Origin of the sequence: Paenibacillus sp. FSL H8-0104 (assembly GCF_038050215.1) — a bacterium.
Classification (GTDB): domain Bacteria; phylum Bacillota; class Bacilli; order Paenibacillales; family Paenibacillaceae; genus Paenibacillus; species Paenibacillus amylolyticus.
The window spans coordinates 4,599,495-4,619,682 of sequence record NZ_JBBOTC010000001.1 but is presented as its reverse complement, the minus strand read 5'-3'; the positions used below and the strand labels follow the sequence as shown (position 1 = coordinate 4,619,682).

The following is a 20,188-nucleotide window of genomic DNA, read 5'->3' as shown; positions in this document are numbered from 1 at the left end:
AGACCAGACACATCTTGGTGCAAGGTGTTCGTGTATCAAGCTAGGAAGGGGAATTCTCACTTGAGTATACGTTCTTTAAATGGAACAGATTTCACCGCAATGGTACTTGCCGGAGCGGAACAACTTGGACAGCATGCAGAGCACGTCAATTCCCTGAATGTTTTCCCTGTGCCGGATGGTGACACGGGAACGAACATGAATTTGACAATGAGTGCAGGAGTCGCAGAGATTAAAAGAAAAAGTTCTGCCTCCATCGGCGAAGCTGCCGGTATTCTATCGAAAGGCCTGCTTATGGGCGCACGGGGGAATTCAGGAGTTATTCTGTCGCAATTGTTCCGTGGTTTTAGTCGTTCAGCTGCTCCCTATGAGGAACTGAATACGCTCCAATTTGCAGCAGCCCTGCAGAACGGCGTTGACGCAGCTTACAAAGCAGTCGTAAAGCCCGTTGAAGGGACCATTCTTACCGTAGCCAAGGAAGCGGCGAAACATGCCAACTACTACGCAAGACGGACGAATGATATTACTGAATTAATGAATGAAGTTTTGTTAAAAGCAAAAGAAGCACTGGCAATGACTCCGGAATTACTGCCTGTACTGAAACAGGTTGGTGTTGTGGATTCAGGTGGTCAGGGGCTTGTATATATCTACGAGGGCTTTATGGAAGTATTGCTGCAAAGTGACGGAGGGAGTCGGACTTCACTGAACAAAGAAGTAACCCCATCCGTGGCAGCAACTGCTTTGAAACCGGCTGCACCGACAGAAGTGGATATCAAGAAGCCTGCACAGCAGCAGGTGATTGCACCGGAGATGCCATTGTCTGCTCAGGCGAGACTGGAAACGGAAGATATTGAATTCCTGTATGATATGGAATTCTTCATTAATCGTGAGCTTGGAGAGAACGCAGGAGTAGCATTTGATGACGAAGCATTCCGGAAAGCGTTGTCAGTTAATGGGGATTCGATCATCATCATTGCCGACGATGAAGTCATCAAAGTTCATGTCCATTCCAAGACACCAGGCGATGTATTAAACCTGGCGCTGCATTATGGTGAGATTACACAGATTCATATTCTCAATATGCGTGAACAGCATCGGGATCTCCTGACAGCAGGCATGGATATTGCTCCATCACCTGAATTGTTTGCAGAGATTCCACCTGAGGCAGCGCGCAGTATGGAAGAGGCTGTGCTTCCTGCAGATGAGATGGCACCGTATGGTTTTATTGCGGTATCCTCCGGTGACGGTATTGCAGAGATCTTCCAAAGTCTTGGCGTTGATGTTGTTCTGTCCGGAGGACAGACGATGAATCCGAGTACTGAGGATTTTGTAAAAGCCGTTCGTTCCATTGCTGCGGAGCAGGTATTTATACTCCCGAATAACTCGAATATTGTACTGGCTGCCGAGCAGGCTCGTGAATTGCTTGAAGATGAGCGCCGGATTACGGTTATTCCAAGCAAGACCATTCCACAGGGAATGGCTGCTGCTTTTGCTTTCCAAGAAGATGAGTCTGCGGAAACAAACCGTGACCAAATGTTGGAGGCCATTAGCCGGGTGCAGTCGGGTCAAGTGACTCATGCAGTTCGTGATACGCAATATGATGAACTGGATATCAAGGCGGGGCACTATATCGGTATTCATAACTCCAAAATTGTAGCGACGGATGAAACCATGCTTCAAGCATGTGAAGGTCTGCTCAAACAGATGATGGAGAGTGGAGATGAAGTGGTGACGATCCTTGAAGGGGACGAAGCTGACCCTGAGGTTACTGCTGCCCTCGCTGCATGGCTTGAAGAACAGTATCCTGATGCTGAGGTAGAGGTACATCTTGGAGGACAGCCGGTGTATTATTATCTGTTCTCCGTAGAGTCCTAATAGCACTCTAGCGAAGAGGAGGAGAGTCATGAGCCACAAGGTTACGATAGTAACAGACAGTACGGCAGATATTCCCGAAGAACTCATTCGCAAATACGGGATTCATATTGTTCCGCTACGTGTTCTATTCGGTGAAGAGACCTATGCAGATGGCGTTGATCTGACTTCGGAACAGTTCTACGAAAAGTTGAAGAAGGTATCTGTGTTGCCTACAACTTCACAGCCATCTCCAACCGATTTCATGAATGTGTACCAATCACTTCTTGATGAGAACCCGGAACGTCCGATTGTATCGATCCACCTGTCATCCGGCATGAGTGGTACCTACCAATCGGCCATGCTTGGCAAGTCTTTGCTGGAGCGTGAGGGTGACATCACCGTGCTGGATTCGAAGTCAGCATCGTATGGATACGGTCTAATGGTGGTACAGGCTGCTGAACTTGCCGAACAGGGCAAGTCAGCAGTCGAAATCGCTGCGGCTATTGAAGGGATGCAACAATCGCGTAAATTGTTCTTTCTCGTGGATACTTTGGAGTATCTGCAAAAGGGCGGTCGGATTGGCAAAGCTTCAGCCATTTTGGGAACGTTGCTTAACATTAAGCCGATCCTGTCTATTGATGAAGAAGGCGTTATCTACGCAGTTGAGAAAGTCAGAGGTCATAAAAAAGCAATGGCACGCATTATTGAGCTGTTCCAGAAGGATCTTGCAGGCAAACGGGTGAACCTGGCGGTAGGTCATACCGCTGACCCGGGATCAGCGATCGCTTGTGCAGAGCAGCTGCGGGGTCATTTTACACTGAATGAAGTGATCTATACCAATATTGGAGCCGTAATAGGCAGTCATGTTGGACCTGGTGTCATTGCGATCTTTATGTGGCCTGTTCCGGAATGAGGGATTAGACATGAAATTGGAAGAAATATCAGTTAAGCAAATTAACGGCGTGAGTGCTCTCAAAGAGGGAGAGCTTCACGCCTTTGGCATCTCTACTGTTAAAGACCTGCTTGAATATTATCCGTTCCGTTACGAGGATTATCGTCTGCGTTCACTTAGTGAAGTGAAGGATGGGGACAAGATTACGGTCCAGGGACAGGTGATGGGTATTCCTGTATTACAACGATACGGTAAAAAGTCCCGTCTTACCTGTAAGATCATGACGGAAGAGTGGATGATTACAGCCACCTGGTTCAATCGCCATTTCCTCAAAGAACAACTAACCCCCAATCGGGAGATTGTGATTACGGGAAAATGGGAACAAAAACGCATGCAGATGACAGTTACTGACTCGGAGTTCCCTGATAAAGGCGATGGGCGTTCAGGTACATTGCAACCTGTATATTCGGTAACCGGCAAACTGACGCAACAATGGATGCGAAAAACGATCAATCAAGGGTTAATTCAATTCGGAGATATGATTCCTGAGATTCTGCCTCAGTCCTTGATGAAGAAATACAGCTTGATGCCTCGTAAACAAGCGATTGCGGGAATTCATCGTCCACAGGACAACCGGGAAGGTCAACAGGCCAGACAGCGGATGGTATATGAAGAGCTGTTTCTGTTCCAGTTGAAAATGCAGGCGTATCGTGCGCTCAACCGGAATCGCATGGATGGTGTGGTACATACCACGGACAATACGACGATTCGTGAGTTTGTACGCAGTTTACCTTTTGAACTGACAGATGCTCAGAAAAAGGTGGAGCTTGAAATTCTGCATGATATGCGTTCGCCCTATGCAATGAATCGGTTATTGCAGGGTGATGTCGGATCAGGTAAAACGGTTATTGCGGCAATTGCGCTATACACAACTGTTCGATCTGGGTTCCAAGGGGCTCTGATGGTGCCTACGGAGATTCTGGCGGAACAGCATATGCGCTCACTGCAAAAACTGTTTGAACCGTTTGGGGTAACCGTAGGGCTGTTAACGGGCAGTGTAAATGGACGCAAACGTAAAGATCTGATCGCCTCGTTGCAAATGGGCATGATTGATATCGTGGTGGGTACACACGCCCTGATTCAGGAAGATGTTTTCTTCCGTGATCTGGGTCTTGTGGTGACGGACGAGCAGCATCGCTTCGGGGTGAATCAGCGAAGCGTTTTACGACGCAAAGGATATAATCCGGATGTGTTAACGATGACGGCTACGCCAATTCCACGGACACTTGCGATTACGGCTTTTGGGGATATTGAAGTATCGACGATCTCGGAACGTCCGAAGGGACGGATTCCCATCTCCACGTATTGGGTCAAACACGATATGATGGAGCGGGTGCTCGGGTTTATCTCCAGAGAAGTGGATCAGGGCCGTCAGGCCTATCTGATCTGTCCGCTCATTGAAGAGTCGGAGAAGCTGGATGTGCAGAATGCTATTGATCTGCATGTGCAGATGCAACAGAACTTTCCAAAATATCGTGTAGGTCTGTTGCATGGCCGGATGACGGCTGCGGAGAAAGAAGAGATGATGCGGGACTTTTATAGCAATGATATTCAGTTGCTTGTCTCCACCACCGTTGTCGAGGTTGGGGTCGATGTGCCAAATGCCACGTTGATGGTCATTATGGACGCGGACCGCTTCGGTCTCTCCCAGCTGCATCAGCTTCGTGGTCGGGTCGGTCGTGGTGCGCATGCTTCCTATTGTGTACTCATTGCTGATCCCAAGACGGAGGTTGGACAGGAACGCATGAAGGTCATGACGGAAACGGAGGATGGATTCGAGGTATCCCGGCGTGACCTCGATCTCCGGGGTCCGGGTGATTTCTTTGGTACCAAACAGAGCGGACTACCCGAGTTCCGTCTTGCCGATATGGTTGCCGATTTTGCTGTGCTGGAACAGGCCAGAGATGACGTGACCCACTTAATTGAGGATGCGACTTTCTGGACCTCCATGGACTATGCACCTCTGCGTGATTTCCTACAGCAACAGCAAGTATTCAAGGGTGATCTGATTGACTAAAGCTTGCCTTGATAGCTGTTTTTTCGTATTACCTTTGTAAAAAAAGACAAGTGTACAAGCCCTCCCGACATATGAATAAGAAGTGAGTTCATTCTTTGGGAGGTGCTATACGTTTTGGGTTATCAACAATATGGAATTAGTCCGCAGCTGGTGGAGCGGATTAAATTAAAGATGAAAAATCCCGCTGTCAAAGAGCGTATCAAAAAGTTGATTGATGGCGTGACCAAGTCTGATCTGCAAGATAAGGCCAAGGTCAGAAGGTTGGTCAAGTCTTCGGCAGTTATTATGAATGAGAATTTCTCTCCGGCGCAGGAGGAGCAGTTTGTTGCTTTTGTGCTCGCGCAGAAGATTGATCCGAACAATACGTTTCATTTGATTAAGCTGTGGGGGATGTTTAGGTAGGGATTCGATGTAATGTGGGTGGAAAAAAACATTCGTTTACACGAGGGCACTACGATGACAGAATAACCTTCCGAGCGCTGTTATCCCCGGATTTTCTGATTGACCCTTTCCAAGGGTAAAATCCGGTGATAAAGGCGCACGCTTCGCTTCTTTAGGTTATTTCTGTCCTCTCCGTTGTTGTGTAAATTGATATATTTTACAAAACCCAAATTACATTCAAGTTGTGTGGTAATTTAGGAAGGGGTGTTTCATTAGTCATGCAGATGACGTAATGGAACACCCCTTTTTGAACGGTATGGTGCCAGGGAGAAGACTGTCAGCTAAGAACCACAACAACGAAAACAAGGAACTGGGCCATCATGCATGGCCTGGTTCCTTGTTTTTTGCGGTGAAGGATTTGTGTTGCTTTCGGTATTCCTCTGGAGTCCAACCGGTCAATTTTTTAAACACCCGAAAAAAATATTTTGGATTGTCGTAACCTAGCTGTTTGGCAACACGGTAGATTTTATCGTCTGTGCTCGTTAAGAGCTGCTTGGCTTGCCTGATCCGTAGTCTGTTTATGTAATCAGTGAAGTTCTCGGATGTCTTTTCTTTAAATAAATGACTGAGGTAACTCGGGTTCAGGTAGAACAGGGACGATACCCATTCCAGCGTTAAATCCTTGGTATAGTGATTATCAATATATGTCCTGACGTTGTCGATCACTTGATCTGATGCGTAGGGGTTGTCTTCCTTAAGCAGAAGAGCTGTTCCCGTCAGCACCTTTACCATGTAATGCCTAATGCACTCCATATCGAACGAGACGTTCAGGACGGCCTCCAAGCTGGAAGAGGCGCTACTGTTACCTCCGTTCTGGATATAGTTACTCAGCAGCCGTTTGGTTTCCGTGATAATGTCTCTGCACTGCTCTTTCAGGTGGGCAAGCAAAGCGTCAGGCTGGCGTATGTAGAAAGCAAAGAAATCGGTGATGAGCTCTTCCACCTTCGGCACATTCCCGCTCTCTATAAAAAATAACAGTTCATATGTTCGAGCCCACTTCAGTTGATGTAAAGGAATTTGCTCCCGTGAAAATACGTAACATTTGCCAAAATCGGTAATGGCTCGTTCGTCCAACGCAAGGATCGTTTGATGATGAGCTTCTCGGACCCCACCAATGCCTGTATGAGGCAAGCTGATCCCCACACAACAATCCGTAGTTTCAGATTTGGTCAAAATGATACTCGCAGTTTGTTCCGCCATTTTCTGCAAATCAAGCTGGCCTGAGTAATCCAGATCATGCATCAGGAAAAACAGTACCTGATCCGTTTGTGGATGAGGAATGTACAGGCCATTCGAAAAGGTAGGTAGTTGCTGTGCTGTAAGCGGTTGAGGACCATAAATCGTCAATAAAATGAACTGGTCAGATGCCATGATGGCGGCAAATTCCGCAGAGCGGAACACAGGTGTTTTGATGGATGAATGGGGAGCCAGCACGTAATTCAGGAAGGCTTGCATGTCTGCATCCCTTTTCATCTGCTCCGTTTCTTCTTCTCTTAGAACGACTTCCCGCTGAAGAGAGCGCTCCTGTTCGATGGCTTGGATGGCTTGGTGAAGCGTACCGTGGATCTCGTCCCGGCTAAAAGGCTTCAGCAGGTAATTTACAACTTTCGCAGAGATTGCCTCCTGCATATAATCAAAATCGGTATGTCCGCTAATGACAATTAACTTAATGCGCGGATATTGCTGGCATACTGTCCTGATCAACAGCTTGCCGTCGACCTCAGGCATGCGCATGTCCGTAAAGATAATGTCCGGCTTGAACGATTCAATCAAAGCCAAGGCGTCTGCGCCGTTATCTGCTTCGCCTAAGAGTTCAAGCGAGTGCTCAAAATTCCCGATTTTTTTTAACAAACCTTTGCGGATCAAGGGTTCATCGTCCACAACGATATACGTGTACATCTCTTGGTCACCTCTTTTCCCAATTGGCCGGAATTTCGAGTGTAATTCGAGTTCCTGTATTCAAATCGGTATGAAACGAAAGGCCGTAACCCTCTCCGTAATACAAAGCAATTCGTGAATGCACGTTTTTGATGCCGATGCTTTGTTTATGCCTTTGACCAACGGCGATGAATTCAGGTGGCTGCTGGAGCAATTGTCGAAGTTCCTCCGCTTGTGTTGAGGACATGCCCACGCCGTCATCCCAGATCTCGAACACGATGCTGTCCCCCTGAAACAACCCGGTAATGGTAACGGTACCCTTCCCACGTTTGTTCTCCAACCCGTGATAGATGGCATTTTCCACGAGTGGTTGCAACAGAAGTTTCAGCATGCGACGACTCCGAATTTCCGGGTCCACATTCAGGTTGAACGCGAACTTGTCACCATACCGAATCTGCTGGATGGCCATGTAGTTTTCTACATGCTGAAGTTCTTCGCTGACCACGACCAGCTCGCTGTCCGTTTTGATGCTGTAGCGGAACATGTCCCCGAGTGACTTGGTCATCACCACAATACTCTCAACTTCTTCGATCTCGGCAATGCTATTAATCGACTCCAGCGTATTGTAGAGGAAATGGGAGTTGATCTGTGCTTCCAATGCCTTCATCTGGGAGTCCAGCATGAGGATTTTATTCTGGTAACTTTCTCGGATATGCGTATCGATGTCTTTCATCATTTTGTTGAACTCATGGTAAAGGATTCCAATCTCGTCGACTTGCCTTGTTACTTGAGGCTTGATGGTCACAAAACGATGAGATTTGGTTTTGCGCATCAGTTTGGTCAATTCGATGATGGGTTTGGTGATCAGGTTGGACAAGAAAAAGGAAAGTAGAAGGAAAATGACGGCACAGCTTACGGCCACGTATAACAGCAACTTTTGTGAGATGTTGTACTCCTCATACAGCCGATCCATAGAGATGTTGGCAATCACGTTCCAATTGCGGCCGGGAACTTTCTGGATTACCGTCATCATGTTATCTTGGATTGATTTGTACTGTGAACTGTTGCCGACTTGATGCGTTGCCGCAGCCAGAGTATCGGAGAGAGGAGTGCCAACTCTACTTCCGTCGCTGGAGTACAGGATCTCGCCAGCGTCGTTCGCCAGATATAGATTGGACAAGCTTGGTGCCGGATTACGTTTTAGACCGTCAAAAATGTTCATACTGCAATCCAGCATAAACACGCCTAGGAACTCGTTGTTGTTGGGATCGTAGAGGGCTCTGGAGAAGCCAATGGATTCCTTGGCGTTAATGATGTAAGGTTTGACGCCAACTTCACCAATATACAAATCGCCTTTGCGCTGGATCGTATCCAGATACCACTCATCGCGAAGTGCGACATAATCGAGGCGTAGGTCTGTGCCGCTACTGCCATAGCTTATCCATTTGCCATCAGGTGTGAAAAGGTACAAACCATTGATGTAATTGTAACCAAGCAGAATGTTTTCAAAGATCAATTTCAATTTGCTGCGAATCATGAAGATTTCATATTGATCGTTGGTACCGTTCAACTTGATTAATTCATCACTCACAGTGCTGTAAGCGGTTGCATTGGAAGACTGCTGAAGGAGTGTGACAGAGATCCGGTCAATGTTCTGCAAAATTTCCTCCATGCTCTTGACCGAATTGCCTATAGTTGTCGACGTCACGAGAGAGGTCTGCTCATTCACCAGCTTCGTGTAACTGCGATAGGAACTGACAGAAACAACGATAATTGGCACGATTGATACGAGGACGAGGACCAGAAAAAGTTTAGTTTTGATGTTGAACAGAATCATACGTGCTCCTCCCGCCATTTGTCAATTCTAAAAATAGTGCACCATACGAGCCAAAGCAAATGCACTTTTGCCCACCGTATGATGAGAATGTGCACAAAGCAAGAATAAACATGAATTGGGGGAATGACAAGATGAAAAAAAGAAAACGACTGTGGTCCCTAACTTTGGTACTGCTCATGATGTTTCTGAGCGCATGTAGCTCCAGTAGCCAGGAGGGGAGCGGTACGGATACCAATAACGGGAGTTCAGATGAGTCAGGAAAGCCAATTACGTTGACGATGATGCTTTCGGGAAACAAGGCATCCGAGGGAGAGGATTTCGAGCTGGAGACCTTGCCGCGTCTAGTCAAAGAGAAGTTCCCGAACATTAACTTGGAAGTACAAAAGTTGCCTGATGATCAATACAATACATCTGTTCGAACCAAGCTTGCGGCTGGACAGGGACCGGACATTTTCTGGATTTTCCCGAAGAATGCGGCTGGCGGTGTCATTGATTTTGCAAAGGCTGGTTTCGCTGCAGATCTGTCAGATCTGAAGTTCTGGGACAACATCAGCCAAGGAGCGAAGGAAGATATGTCCTATGAGGGTAAACCTTACGGGGTGGCCGAAGGGTTGGACTTCTTGGGCGTTTACTACAATAAGGAGTTGTTACAACAAGCGGGATATTCCGAGTTTCCGAAGGATTGGCCTTCGTTTCTGGACTTATGCCAAAAGTTGCAGGCAGCGGGCGTAACACCAATTGCGATGGGTGACAAGGACCCTTGGATGATCCAATTCGGTATGTATCCGATTGCGGCCAATGTCGTGTATCCGAATGAGCTGGATTTTGATGTCAAACTGCAGAACGGCGAAAAATCGCTGACTGATCCAAAGTGGGTTCAAACGATATCGAAATACAAAGAGCTCTATGATAACAACTACGTTGTCAAAAACTCGCTTGGTATTGGCAGTGCCCAATCTGCACAGTTGTTTATCGACGGGAAAGCAGCCATGACCTTTACGGGAACATGGGATTATGCCTCCATGACGTCCAAAGGCGCTACCGATTTTACTCGCGGATTCGCTTCATTGCCAGGTAACGAGCCGGAACAGCCGGTGTTTGTATCTGCTGCAACATCTGCCGGATACGCTTTGAACGCCAAATCGGCAAACCTGGATGCAGCCAAGGAAGTACTGAACTACCTGTTTGATGGTGAATCCGATCTGTTCAAAGCATTTGTGGAAGCCAACAGTTCCATCAGCGTCTATAAGGACGTAGAACTTGAAAATGAATTGTTCAAGGAAGTGAATGACAATTATCAACAAACTGGAAATTCCATCTACTTCAGCAACCAGATGTGGCCAGCAGGAGTATCGGACGTCATGCAAGCAAAGTTTGCCGAGATTATTGCTGGACAGAAAACAACACCAGAAGATGTGGCAAACGCCATGGAAACCAAGTTTAGAGAGCTGTGGAAAAACTAGAACAAAACGATGCTGTCTGCTGTAAAGGGGAGAATGATTGTCCTTCTCCCTTGCCGCAGGCCCTCTTGGAAAGGATGGAGCAGGATGAGCTCTACTGTAATGAAAAAGTCCATGTACTGGTTTGCTTTGCCGGCATTGATCTTCTACCTGACCTTCTGGATCTTCCCGATCCTGCGGTTGTTCCAGTACAGTATAACGGATTACAACGGGTACGCCCAAGCCTATAACTATATCGGTTTCGACAACTATAAGGAATTGTTTCGGAGCGACATCCTAGGCATTTCTTTAAAAAATACACTGATCTATACGTTTGTCACCGTCATAGCTGGCAATATCATCGGTTTGGCAATGGCATTGCTGTTAAACATGAAAATAAGAGGAACCGGGATTTACCGTTCCCTGGCGTATATTCCCACATTGTTCAGTGCGATCGTCGTCGGATTTTTGTGGAGTTACGTCTATATGCCGGATTACGGGCTGATTTCTTCCTTTCTCGATAAACTAGGTATCGCAAATGAACTGAATTTCCTGGGTGATTACTCGACCGCACTGTATTCTATTATCTTCGTGGAAATCTGGAAGACGATCGGAACGACAATGATTATCTTCCTTGCAGGACTACAGACTGTTCCTAGTGACCTTTTGGAAGCCGGACGGATTGATGGTTGCGGCTCCTGGAGATTGCTGCGACATGTGAAGATTCCATTACTGGCAACAGCGATTACAATCAACGTGACGTTAAGTTTGATCAATGGACTCAAAGCGTTCGACTTCCCGTTTATCATGACGAATGGCGGTCCCGGCACGGCTACCAACACGCTGATTTATACCATCTACAAGATGGCATTTACCGAACAACTCTTTGGTAAAGCTTCGGCTCTTGGTGTCATTTCCTTTGCCGTGATTATCGTCATTACCGCTGTTTTTGTCCTGAAAATGAACAAACGGGAGGTGTCGGCATGATGCTTCGTAAAGTTTTGGGGAAAGGGTCCGTTCAGGTCGTTGTGTTGTTGGTGATGGCGTTAAACCTGATTCCGTTAATTATTGCCTTTTCGACATCACTCCGAGATCCAAGCAACAACACCAATCCGCTGATCCTGTTCCAGGAGATGTCCTTTGCAAGTTACAAGGCTGCCTTCGACCGCATGCACTTTCCGGAAGCGCTATGGAACAGCGTGGTGTTAACCGGCGTATCGGTCGTGTTTGTTGTCCTGTTTGCTGCGATGGCGTCCTACCCGATGGCCCGTTTGAAGACAAAGCTAAGTAAGTTCATGTATTTGTTTTTTTTGTCAGGACTCGTGGTACCTGCGCAAATGGTATTGATACCGATCGTGCAAATGATCAATGCGCTGCATATCCCAACGAATCAATATACGCCTATTTTCATGTTCATTACGTGCAGTCTGCCATTTTCAACTTTCCTGTACACGGGTTTCATTAGAAGCGGTGTGCCTGAGGAGGTAGAAGAAGCGGCGCACATCGACGGGGCGGGATTATTCCAACGGTTCTGGACCGTCGTGTTCCCCTTACTCATTCCGGTAACGGTTTCGGTCATTATTACACAAGGTGTCTGGATCTGGAACGATTATTTCTTCAATATGATCTTTATTTCCAGCGCAGGAGATTCACCGTTACCACTGGCCATGCTCGGATTTTTGGGCGATCAGCAAAATCCCACGCAGTGGAATGTCCTGTTTGCAGCGTGCTTTCTGTGCGCACTACCGTTGCTGCTGGCGTTCTTGTTCCTGCAAAAATATTTTATCGGTGGTATGACCGTTGGGGCGGTCAAAGGTTAAGGAGGACACTGCAATGAATGAAAAAGTGATAAACACAGCCTGGCTGGAAAAAGCGCAGGGTCTGATGCCGGAGCTTAGCCAGCAAAAGGTCTATCCGGAACATATCGTGAGCGCAGTTCCGGATGCGTCAGCTTTTCAGGGATGGCGTATCGAACCACTCGGCTTAGTAGAACACTTATCGGATCAAGTGCTGTGCAAGGGAGACAGTGTTACGCTGGATTTCGGGGAGCATCTCGTCGGTTATCTGACCTTGTCGCTTCTTAACGAGCGCAGTAATGCAGATGCACCTCTCAGGTTGAAGCTCACATTTGGAGAAATGCCCTGTGAGGTCGGTGAGGATTTTGCAGAATATTCGGGTTGGCTTAGCCGTTCATGGCTTCAAGATGAGATCGTGAATGTGGACGTGTTACCTGGCACGCTAACACTGGACCGTCGGTATGCCTTTCGGTATCTGAAAATCGAGGTGGTAGAAACGTCGATCCGTTACGATATTCGAATTAACGATATATATTGCTTGACGGTGACTTCAGCAGACACAGGGGCAGTACCTCAATTGCCTGAAGGTATCGACACGGAGCTGCTGGAAATAGATCGCGTGTCCGTGAAGACACTCCGGGATTGCATGCAGACGGTATTCGAAGATGGACCGAAGCGCGATCGACGTTTATGGATCGGAGATCTTCGCCTTCAGGCCCTCGTCAATTATGAAACATTCGGCTGTAATGATCTCGTCAAGCGCTGTTTGTATCTCTTTGCCGGAACGAGACTGGAAGGCGGCCAGGTAGGAGCCTGTTTGTACGAACAACCAGAACCGTACGTGGACGACATTTACCTATATGACTATGCGTTGTTCTTTATTGCGACATTATGGGACTATTTTGAAGCTACGAAGGACAGGGAAACGTTGGAAGAACTTTGGCCGGTGGCTCGAGAACAGATTGAGATTGGGCTTAAACGACTTGATGAGCGGGGCATCGTAAGGGATGACGATACATGGTATTGTTTTCTGGACTGGCATGAAGAATTAAATAAACAGGCGGGTGCTCAGGCAGTGCTCATCTATAGTATGAAAAGGGGCAGATCGATTGCCAAAGAAATAGGGCTGCCGGAGTATGAGGAATGGATTAACGCACACATCAAAGACGCTGAGCAAGCAGCCCTCACATATCTGTGGGATGGTGAGCAGAGCTTTTTCGTCAGTGGTGAAAAAAGACAGGTATCCTGGGCATCGCAAGTATGGATGGTACTGGCTGAGATCATGGATGCTCCAGCGGCCCGGCAATTACTTGATCGGTTAACGAGTAACGGAGAAGCCATTGGCATGACCACGCCGTACATGGTTCATCATTATGTTGATGCATTGCTTATGTGCGGGGAAGAGGAGAAGGCACTGGAGCAGATCCGAAGGTATTGGGGCGGCATGCTAAAAGATGGGGCGGACACCTTCTGGGAGCTCTACGACCCGGACGACAAAACGTATTCTCCTTATGGTAGCAATTTGGTCAACAGTTATTGCCATGCTTGGAGCTGCACACCAAGTTATTTTATCAGGCGAAATTTTTCATGAATTTTGGACTTGAGGTCAACCAGGTACGTCTGGTTGGCCTTTTTGGATTAGTTCCAGATCGTATAAAGCCTGCCATGGCCTATTGTTTTTATTTTTATCTGTTTTTGTTCGTACCGATAAAAGAACGAGTGGCTATTAATGAAGCGATAAATACGAATATTAAAATAAAGTTATATGGGTTTCCTTTAAGGTTGTAGACTTGAACGATGAGTGTCAGAGTTGAGATGCTTAAGATTATTCGCAGGACAATCGCCGATGAGCGATCGGGATGTTGGCTTCTTTTGGAGATAAAGTATAGGGTGTACCATAAAAAACTAAAGAGCAGAAGTGAACCCAGGAGTAGAATGGCAAGCATGAATGAACACCTTTCTGTATTAATTTCATTGAATAATTGGAATAACATGACAACTAATTATAACATAGGTTTTTTTGGAGTCGGACATTTTCATAGAAGTTAAGGGACGAACTATGGTGTGCTTGGTGCAATATAGTTGATGTATTTTCACAGGATGGACTTTGCTTTCCTCCGGGGAGAGCGGTAAACTGTTGCATACGAGCGTACTAGCCTTATGGATTAATGTCCTGGATTTTACGTCAAAAAAGGCGTGGCTGTGCTGATATGCATTTTATTTTTCAAACAGATGTGGAGGAAGTACGATTGGAAATGTTTACGATGCTGCTGGGTTTATTTGAACGGGCGGCGCTGTTGATTATATTTTTATTCTTTCTGTCGAGGGTGCCAAGGTTTAGGCAGATTCTGCAAAAGGGGAAATTAAGGTGGCAGGAGTCTATTGCGGTTACCTTGTTATTCTGTGCTTTTGCCATTTTCGGGACATATACGGGCATTAATGTTGAAGGTTCACTGGTGAATGTACGGATCATCGCCGTGTTATCGGGTGGTATTTTGTTCGGAGCGCCTGTGGGTATTATTACGGGGATTGTCTCCGGGGTACATCGGTATTTGATTGATATGGATGGAGTCACAGCTATACCGTGTCTGATCACAAGTATCCTGGCGGGTCTGGTCTCCGGATATATACATAAGTACACGCCCAAGCCCAAGCGGTGGATCATCGGTATTGGTGCTGGAATGATCTGTGAAGCGCTCACGATGTTATTAATCCTGCTATTTTCCTATCCCGATCCACTGGGTGCCGATATTGTCTCGCAGATTGCGCTGCCTATGATTCTGGGTGAAGTCAACATTGGGCTGATTGTGCTCTTGGTACAGAGTGTCGAAGGGGAAAAAGAGATGATTGCAGCTCGTCAGGCGAAGCTGGCACTGGAGATTGCAAACAAAACCTTGCCTTATTTCCGTTCGATTGATGAGGATTCTCTGCGCAAAATTTGCCGGATTATTCAGGAGGATATTCAGGCCGATGCGGTTGCAATTACGGATACCCGGAATGTACTGGCGTATGTAGGATTTGGTGAAGAACGATATCATATCGGTAATGAAATTATAAGTGAGATGACCAAGAAGACAATATCCAGCGGGGAGATTACGATCAGTAATGATGTGATTGATGAAAAAACACCCGATATCCACTCGCTGTTAATCATTCCGCTCAAAGAACGAGGAGACATTACAGGTGCGCTCAAAATCTATTATCGCAAAGCGTACAAAATTACGTATCCATTACAAACGATGGCTGTAGGTCTGTCACAGATCATTTCGACCCAGATGGAGGTATCGCGGGTAGAGGAGATCAAGGCTGCTGCCAACAAAGCAGAGCTACGTGCGTTACAGACAACCATTCATCCTCATTTTCTGTTTAATGCATTAAATGCGATTGCATCGTCCATCCGAACCAAACCGGATCGAGCGCGCGAGCTGATTGTGAACCTATCCGGGTACATGCGCTACAATCTGGAGCTGTCGGATGAGTTAATTGATATTCATAAGGAACTGGAGCAGGTCCGTAATTATGTAGAGATTGAGAAAGCTCGCTTTGGTAGCCGACTTAACGTGATCTATGACATTGATGAGGTCGCGGTGCATATTCCGAGTCTCGTTATCCAGCCGCTCGTCGAAAATGCAATTATTCATGGCATTCTCAAGGTCAAAGGACCCGGGACTGTTCGAATTCGGGTACAAGATTATCCGGAGTTTGTGCGAATTAGTGTCAGTGATACAGGTGCAGGCATCAGTGCAGATATTATTGAACGTGTCTACCACGACCGTATGCCTGGTAACCAGATCGGGCTATACAATGTGCATCGACGGGTCAAGCTTATCTACGGACAAGGTGTAACCATTACGCGGCTGGAACAAGGAACCAATATTTTATTTGATGTGCCCAAAGGAGATGTCGTAACAAGGTGATGATGGATCAATGAGAGCTCTTATTGTGGAAGATGAGATTCTGGCAAGTGAAGAATTGAATTATTTAATCCAGGAACATAGTCAGATTGAAGTGGTGGATCGCCTTGAAGATGGGCTAGATGTACTGAAGTTTTTGCAAGAACAAGAAGTTGATGTTATTTTTCTCGATATCAATATTCCCTCGCTGGACGGTATGATGCTGGCCCATCATATTGGAAAGTTTGCAACGAAACCCTACATTGTATTTACTACGGCATATAAGGAACATGCAGCGGAAGCCTTTGAGTTGGAGGCGTTTGATTATATTCTGAAGCCGTATGACGAGAAACGAATTGCTGCAATGCTCCATAAGCTGGAACTTGCATTCAAACGTGATCATGCGCCGGTGGAGCAACATGTTGAGGATGGACCAGCCCCTACGGCGGACGGATCTGCTGCGCATGGTGAACTGGTACGAGAACGAGATACGAATTCCCATACAGACAGAAGAATTAATTTGCTGCGGAATGACAATATTATTGTTACGGATACGGCAGATATCTACTATGCGGAAGCACAAGAGAAAGTGACGAAGGTATATACCAAAAATGGGGAGTTCACCATGCCAGTGAGCATATCGGATTTTCACAGCCGTCTGCCACAGGATACGTTCTTTCGCTGCCACCGTTCGTACGTCGTAAATCTGTCGCAAATCCGTGAAATTGTACCTTGGTTCAACAATACGTATCTGCTCCGCCTGCGCGATTTGGAAGCTGAAGTGCCCGTGAGTCGTGGGAAGGTCAAAGAATTCAGGCAACTCATGCGCATCTAGAAGCATTTCATTCCGCATCTGATGCAACTCATGCTCAAAACGGTGTGATGAATCCCCTTTCATGTATGATTAGCTTGTGAACGCATTCATGTATATGACATCGGCAAAGGGGAGATCACGATGAAAGCAACAATTTCATCCGTTTCATCAACACCTGAATCAACTTCTGCACCTACAAAAATGAACCGCTGGCTTATTGTATTGGGGACCATCATTGTACAAATGGGTCTTGGAACCATCTATACTTGGAGTTTATTTAATCAACCGTTGTCTGATCGTTTCGGATGGGACGTCAGCTCGGTCGCGATAACTTTTTCAATTACCAGTTTTGCTTTGGCTTTTGCCACATTGTTTGCAGGACGATTGCAGGAACGTTGGGGTCTTCAGCGTCTGATCCGTGTAGCTGGGGTTGTGCTCGGGTTGGGTCTTATTCTGAGTTCCCAAGTCACTTCGTTAACACTGCTGTACATTTTGGCTGGATTTGTCGTTGGTTTTGCAGATGGTACGGCGTACATTACGTCGCTGTCTAATCTGATCAAATGGTTCCCGGAGCGTAAAGGTCTGATCTCGGGGATCTCGGTCGGCGCCTTTGGTACCGGTAGTTTATTGTTCAAATATGTGAACACGGCATTGATTGGTGCCGTTGGTCCTGCTCAGGCATTTATGTATTGGGGCATTATTGTTCTTGTTCTGGTCGTTGCGGGATCATTCCTGATCCGCGAAGCGGTTGTTCGTGAACAGGCTCCGGCAAGCAAGGAAGGATCCAAACAAGTCGTAGCACGTCATGATTACACGGTGAAAGAGATGCTGCGTACAAAAGAAGCGTACATGCTGTTTGTTATTTTCTTCACGGCGTGTATGAGCGGTTTGTATCTGATCGGTATTGTCAAAGATATCGGTGTACAGCTTGCAGGTCTTGATGTAGCTACCGCTGCAAACGCAGTGGCCATGGTTGCAATCTTTAACACGGCAGGACGTATTATTCTCGGTGCGTTGTCGGATAAAGTAGGACGAATGAAAGTCATCGCTGGTGCGCTGCTGGTTACAGCCGTAGCTGTCATGACACTTAGTCTGGTTCCACTGACCTTCGGGATCTTCTTCGCCTGTGTGGCGGCCGTTGCATTCTGCTTCGGCGGTAACATTACGGTATTCCCGGCGATTGTGGCCGATTACTTCGGATTGAAAAATCAAAGCAAAAACTATGGCGTCATCTATCAGGGATTTGGATTTGGTGCTTTGGCTGGATCATTCATCAGCGCCCTGCTGGGCGGATTCCATCTGACCTTCATTGTGATTGCTGTACTCTGCGCTGTCTCGCTGTTGCTCGCACTGATCATCACCCCTCCAGGTGAAGGTCGTCGTGCACGTCAACGTGAAAAACAGATGAACCTTAACCCTTCATCACGGGCAAGCTAACAACATGCACTGGAAGTACGGAACAGAGAATATTTCTTCATCTTAAAAAGCAAATTAAAAAACAAAGTAAACAAAGCGGTGTCCAGATGAGGCCGCTTTTTGGTATCTACAGTTGTCAGATTGCCGGACTGTTGGCCTATCGGACCATCTGGCTGCCTGCAAGCGTGGTGCCTTGTGTGCATTCCATCATTCGCATCTGTTATACTCTAGGTGAATTCAACAAGACCAAGATAAGTTATGTACCCCAGAGGAGGCACAACATGAAGTTCATTAAATACACACAACCTGATTTTGATGATTATTATGCACTGGTTTCCAATATGGAAGTAATGAAACAGATTACAGAACGTGCAATACCTGAGCAAGAGGCGAGAACGCAATTTGAGTCCATGCTGGATTTTAATGAGCGTTCCACTTGCGGACATTACCGGGTATTTAGTGAAGATGGTGCCGGTGTGGCGTATGCCAAATTGATTCCGGATCAGGAGGACCCGACCAAGGCTGAGATAGGTTACATGATCCTACCTGAACATTGGGGCAAAGGTCAAGGCACATCCATAGCGTCACGGTTGATTATTCAGGCACAAGCCGCAGGGATTGGATCACTCTATGCAGTTATCGATCCGGGTAACGCTGCTTCCCGCCGGATCTTGACCAGGCAGAACTTTGTATCCACCTGGACAGGTGATTACGATGGTCTTCCTGGTGAGATTTTGGAGTTGAATCTTCAAATGAAGCGGTAAAGGAACTGTTCTGAGGATAATCAGATAACATAGGGCATCTTGCATGAGAGGGCTAGAACTCATTATCATCATGTACATGGGTTCACCATGCACATTTCATGCAAGATGCTTTCTTATATAGAGATGTGGAGGAGATGACATATGAGCAATTCAACCATGGAACGTCTGAATGCATTGCTGCCGGAGTGGCTGGAGACCAGTCGTCTGCACACCGGGCAGGGTAAGGTGGCTTCTTATATCCCGGAGCTTGTCAAAGCCTCTCAGGATGAGCTTGGTATACATATCATGGACGCCGATGGGAACTATGTGTCGGCAGGGGATTGCGGTGTCCCATTTACGATGCAAAGTATCTCTAAAGTATTTACCCTTATTCTGGCCTTAATGGACCATGGTGAAGAAGCAGTCTTCTTTAATGTAGGAAAAGAACCCACAGGCGACGATTACGATTCGATGATCAAGCTTGAACTAGTCGAACCCGGTATTCCGTTTAATCCATTAATCAATGCGGGTGCGATTACGGTGTCCTCGCTTGTTGGAGGAGACTGTAAGGAAGAGAAATCACGCCGCATTCTGGAGTTTTTCCGCAAACTGGCGAATAATGATCAGCTGGGCTATAACGAAGAGGTGTTTCAGTCCGAATCGGAGAGCGGTCATATGAATCGTTCACTTGGCTACTTTTTGAAGCACAACGGGGTCATTAAGGATGATGTTGAAGACGTGCTTGCCGTGTATTTCCGTCATTGCTCCATTGAAGTGACGTGTGCAGATCTGTCTCGAATGTCACTCGTTCTGGCCTATAATGGAACAGATCCAATTACGGGAGAAGAACTCATCCCTCGTCGCTATGTTCAGATTGCCAAAACCTTCATGACCACCTGTGGTATGTATAATGCATCAGGCGAATTTGCCATCGAGGTCGGCTTGCCCGCCAAAAGTGGAGTATCCGGAGGGATATTGACCCTTGTACCGGGACAATTCGGCATAGGTCTTGTTGGCCCGGCTCTGAATCGCAAAGGCAACAGTATTGCCGGTGTGCATCTGCTGGAGCGTCTGTCAAAGGAATTTGACTGGAGCTTTTTCTAAGAAGTTT

At 46.8% G+C, this 20,188-nt stretch carries 15 protein-coding genes; 13 read left to right on the top strand and 2 right to left on the bottom strand.

The window, feature by feature from the left end; all coding sequences use genetic code 11:
• Positions 1 to 60: 60 nt before the first annotated feature.
• From NST38_RS20495 to NST38_RS20480, 4 genes are all read left to right on the top strand, one after another.
• Positions 61 to 1,872 (top strand): DAK2 domain-containing protein, encoded by a 1,812-nt coding sequence (locus NST38_RS20495; protein ID WP_076250887.1) that lies wholly within the window; start codon positions 61 to 63, stop codon positions 1,870 to 1,872.
• A gap of 28 nt (positions 1,873 to 1,900) precedes the next feature.
• On the top strand, positions 1,901 to 2,764 hold the full coding sequence (locus tag NST38_RS20490; protein WP_076250889.1) for a DegV family protein: 864 nt from the start codon (positions 1,901 to 1,903) through the stop codon (positions 2,762 to 2,764).
• A 10-nt stretch (positions 2,765 to 2,774) separates the two neighbouring features.
• Entirely contained in the window at positions 2,775 to 4,820 is a 2,046-nt protein-coding gene (recG, locus tag NST38_RS20485) for an ATP-dependent DNA helicase RecG (RefSeq protein ID WP_076250891.1), read from the top strand.
• A 114-nt stretch (positions 4,821 to 4,934) separates the two neighbouring features.
• Positions 4,935 to 5,222, top strand: a complete 288-nt coding sequence (locus tag NST38_RS20480) for a stage VI sporulation protein F (protein WP_036614589.1) — start codon at positions 4,935 to 4,937, stop codon at positions 5,220 to 5,222.
• A gap of 357 nt (positions 5,223 to 5,579) precedes the next feature.
• Here NST38_RS20480 and NST38_RS20475 read toward each other — a convergent pair whose 3' ends face one another.
• Positions 5,580 to 7,160, bottom strand: coding sequence for a response regulator transcription factor (locus tag NST38_RS20475; RefSeq protein ID WP_076250893.1), 1,581 nt, complete (start codon positions 7,158 to 7,160; stop codon positions 5,580 to 5,582).
• A gap of 7 nt (positions 7,161 to 7,167) precedes the next feature.
• Positions 7,168 to 8,976, bottom strand: a complete 1,809-nt coding sequence (locus NST38_RS20470) for a sensor histidine kinase (RefSeq protein ID WP_076250895.1) — start codon at positions 8,974 to 8,976, stop codon at positions 7,168 to 7,170.
• A gap of 131 nt (positions 8,977 to 9,107) precedes the next feature.
• Here NST38_RS20470 and NST38_RS20465 point away from each other — a divergent pair, with 131 nt between their 5' ends.
• From NST38_RS20465 to glsA, 9 genes are all read left to right on the top strand, one after another.
• Positions 9,108 to 10,439 (top strand): ABC transporter substrate-binding protein, encoded by a 1,332-nt coding sequence (locus NST38_RS20465; RefSeq protein ID WP_076250897.1) that lies wholly within the window; start codon positions 9,108 to 9,110, stop codon positions 10,437 to 10,439.
• A 111-nt stretch (positions 10,440 to 10,550) separates the two neighbouring features.
• Positions 10,551 to 11,402 carry a carbohydrate ABC transporter permease gene (locus NST38_RS20460; RefSeq protein WP_339194495.1) on the top strand — a complete coding sequence of 284 codons (852 nt, stop codon included), beginning with the start codon at positions 10,551 to 10,553 and terminating at the stop codon, positions 11,400 to 11,402.
• Positions 11,399 to 12,235, top strand: coding sequence for a carbohydrate ABC transporter permease (locus NST38_RS20455; protein ID WP_076250900.1), 837 nt, complete (start codon positions 11,399 to 11,401; stop codon positions 12,233 to 12,235). The genes NST38_RS20460 and NST38_RS20455 overlap by 4 nt, the downstream gene beginning before the upstream one ends.
• Before the next feature lie 13 nt (positions 12,236 to 12,248).
• Positions 12,249 to 13,802 (top strand): alpha-L-rhamnosidase-related protein, encoded by a 1,554-nt coding sequence (locus NST38_RS20450; RefSeq protein ID WP_076250901.1) that lies wholly within the window; start codon positions 12,249 to 12,251, stop codon positions 13,800 to 13,802.
• A gap of 673 nt (positions 13,803 to 14,475) precedes the next feature.
• On the top strand, positions 14,476 to 16,128 hold the full coding sequence (locus NST38_RS20445) for a sensor histidine kinase (RefSeq protein WP_076251217.1): 1,653 nt from the start codon (positions 14,476 to 14,478) through the stop codon (positions 16,126 to 16,128).
• 10 nt (positions 16,129 to 16,138) lie between these two features.
• Positions 16,139 to 16,939 (top strand): LytR/AlgR family response regulator transcription factor, encoded by an 801-nt coding sequence (locus NST38_RS20440; protein WP_047843671.1) that lies wholly within the window; start codon positions 16,139 to 16,141, stop codon positions 16,937 to 16,939.
• A 180-nt stretch (positions 16,940 to 17,119) separates the two neighbouring features.
• Positions 17,120 to 18,355, top strand: a complete 1,236-nt coding sequence (locus NST38_RS20435) for an L-lactate MFS transporter (protein WP_036675050.1) — start codon at positions 17,120 to 17,122, stop codon at positions 18,353 to 18,355.
• Between the two features lie 260 nt (positions 18,356 to 18,615).
• Positions 18,616 to 19,098, top strand: a complete 483-nt coding sequence (locus NST38_RS20430; protein ID WP_076250904.1) for a GNAT family N-acetyltransferase — start codon at positions 18,616 to 18,618, stop codon at positions 19,096 to 19,098.
• Between the two features lie 141 nt (positions 19,099 to 19,239).
• Positions 19,240 to 20,181: a glutaminase A gene (gene glsA, locus NST38_RS20425; RefSeq protein WP_076250906.1), complete on the top strand. Its 942-nt coding sequence runs from the start codon at positions 19,240 to 19,242 to the stop codon at positions 20,179 to 20,181.
• Positions 20,182 to 20,188: the final 7 nt, after the last annotated feature.

Bases quoted from the DNA above. Each gene is read 5' to 3' on its own strand.
- NST38_RS20490 (WP_076250889.1), top strand. From the start codon at position 1,901: ATGAGCCACAAGGTTACGATAGTAACAGACAGTACGGCAGATATTCCC.
- recG (WP_076250891.1), top strand. From the start codon at position 2,775: ATGAAATTGGAAGAAATATCAGTTAAGCAAATTAACGGCGTGAGTGCT.
- NST38_RS20475 (WP_076250893.1), bottom strand. From the start codon at position 7,160: ATGTACACGTATATCGTTGTGGACGATGAACCCTTGATCCGCAAAGGT.
- NST38_RS20470 (WP_076250895.1), bottom strand. From the start codon at position 8,976: ATGATTCTGTTCAACATCAAAACTAAACTTTTTCTGGTCCTCGTCCTC.
- NST38_RS20465 (WP_076250897.1), top strand. From the start codon at position 9,108: ATGAAAAAAAGAAAACGACTGTGGTCCCTAACTTTGGTACTGCTCATG.
- NST38_RS20460 (WP_339194495.1), top strand. From the start codon at position 10,551: ATGTACTGGTTTGCTTTGCCGGCATTGATCTTCTACCTGACCTTCTGG.
- NST38_RS20455 (WP_076250900.1), top strand. From the start codon at position 11,399: ATGATGCTTCGTAAAGTTTTGGGGAAAGGGTCCGTTCAGGTCGTTGTG.
- NST38_RS20450 (WP_076250901.1), top strand. From the start codon at position 12,249: ATGAATGAAAAAGTGATAAACACAGCCTGGCTGGAAAAAGCGCAGGGT.
- NST38_RS20445 (WP_076251217.1), top strand. From the start codon at position 14,476: ATGCTGCTGGGTTTATTTGAACGGGCGGCGCTGTTGATTATATTTTTA.
- NST38_RS20440 (WP_047843671.1), top strand. From the start codon at position 16,139: ATGAGAGCTCTTATTGTGGAAGATGAGATTCTGGCAAGTGAAGAATTG.
- NST38_RS20435 (WP_036675050.1), top strand. From the start codon at position 17,120: ATGAACCGCTGGCTTATTGTATTGGGGACCATCATTGTACAAATGGGT.
- NST38_RS20430 (WP_076250904.1), top strand. From the start codon at position 18,616: ATGAAGTTCATTAAATACACACAACCTGATTTTGATGATTATTATGCA.
- glsA (WP_076250906.1), top strand. From the start codon at position 19,240: ATGAGCAATTCAACCATGGAACGTCTGAATGCATTGCTGCCGGAGTGG.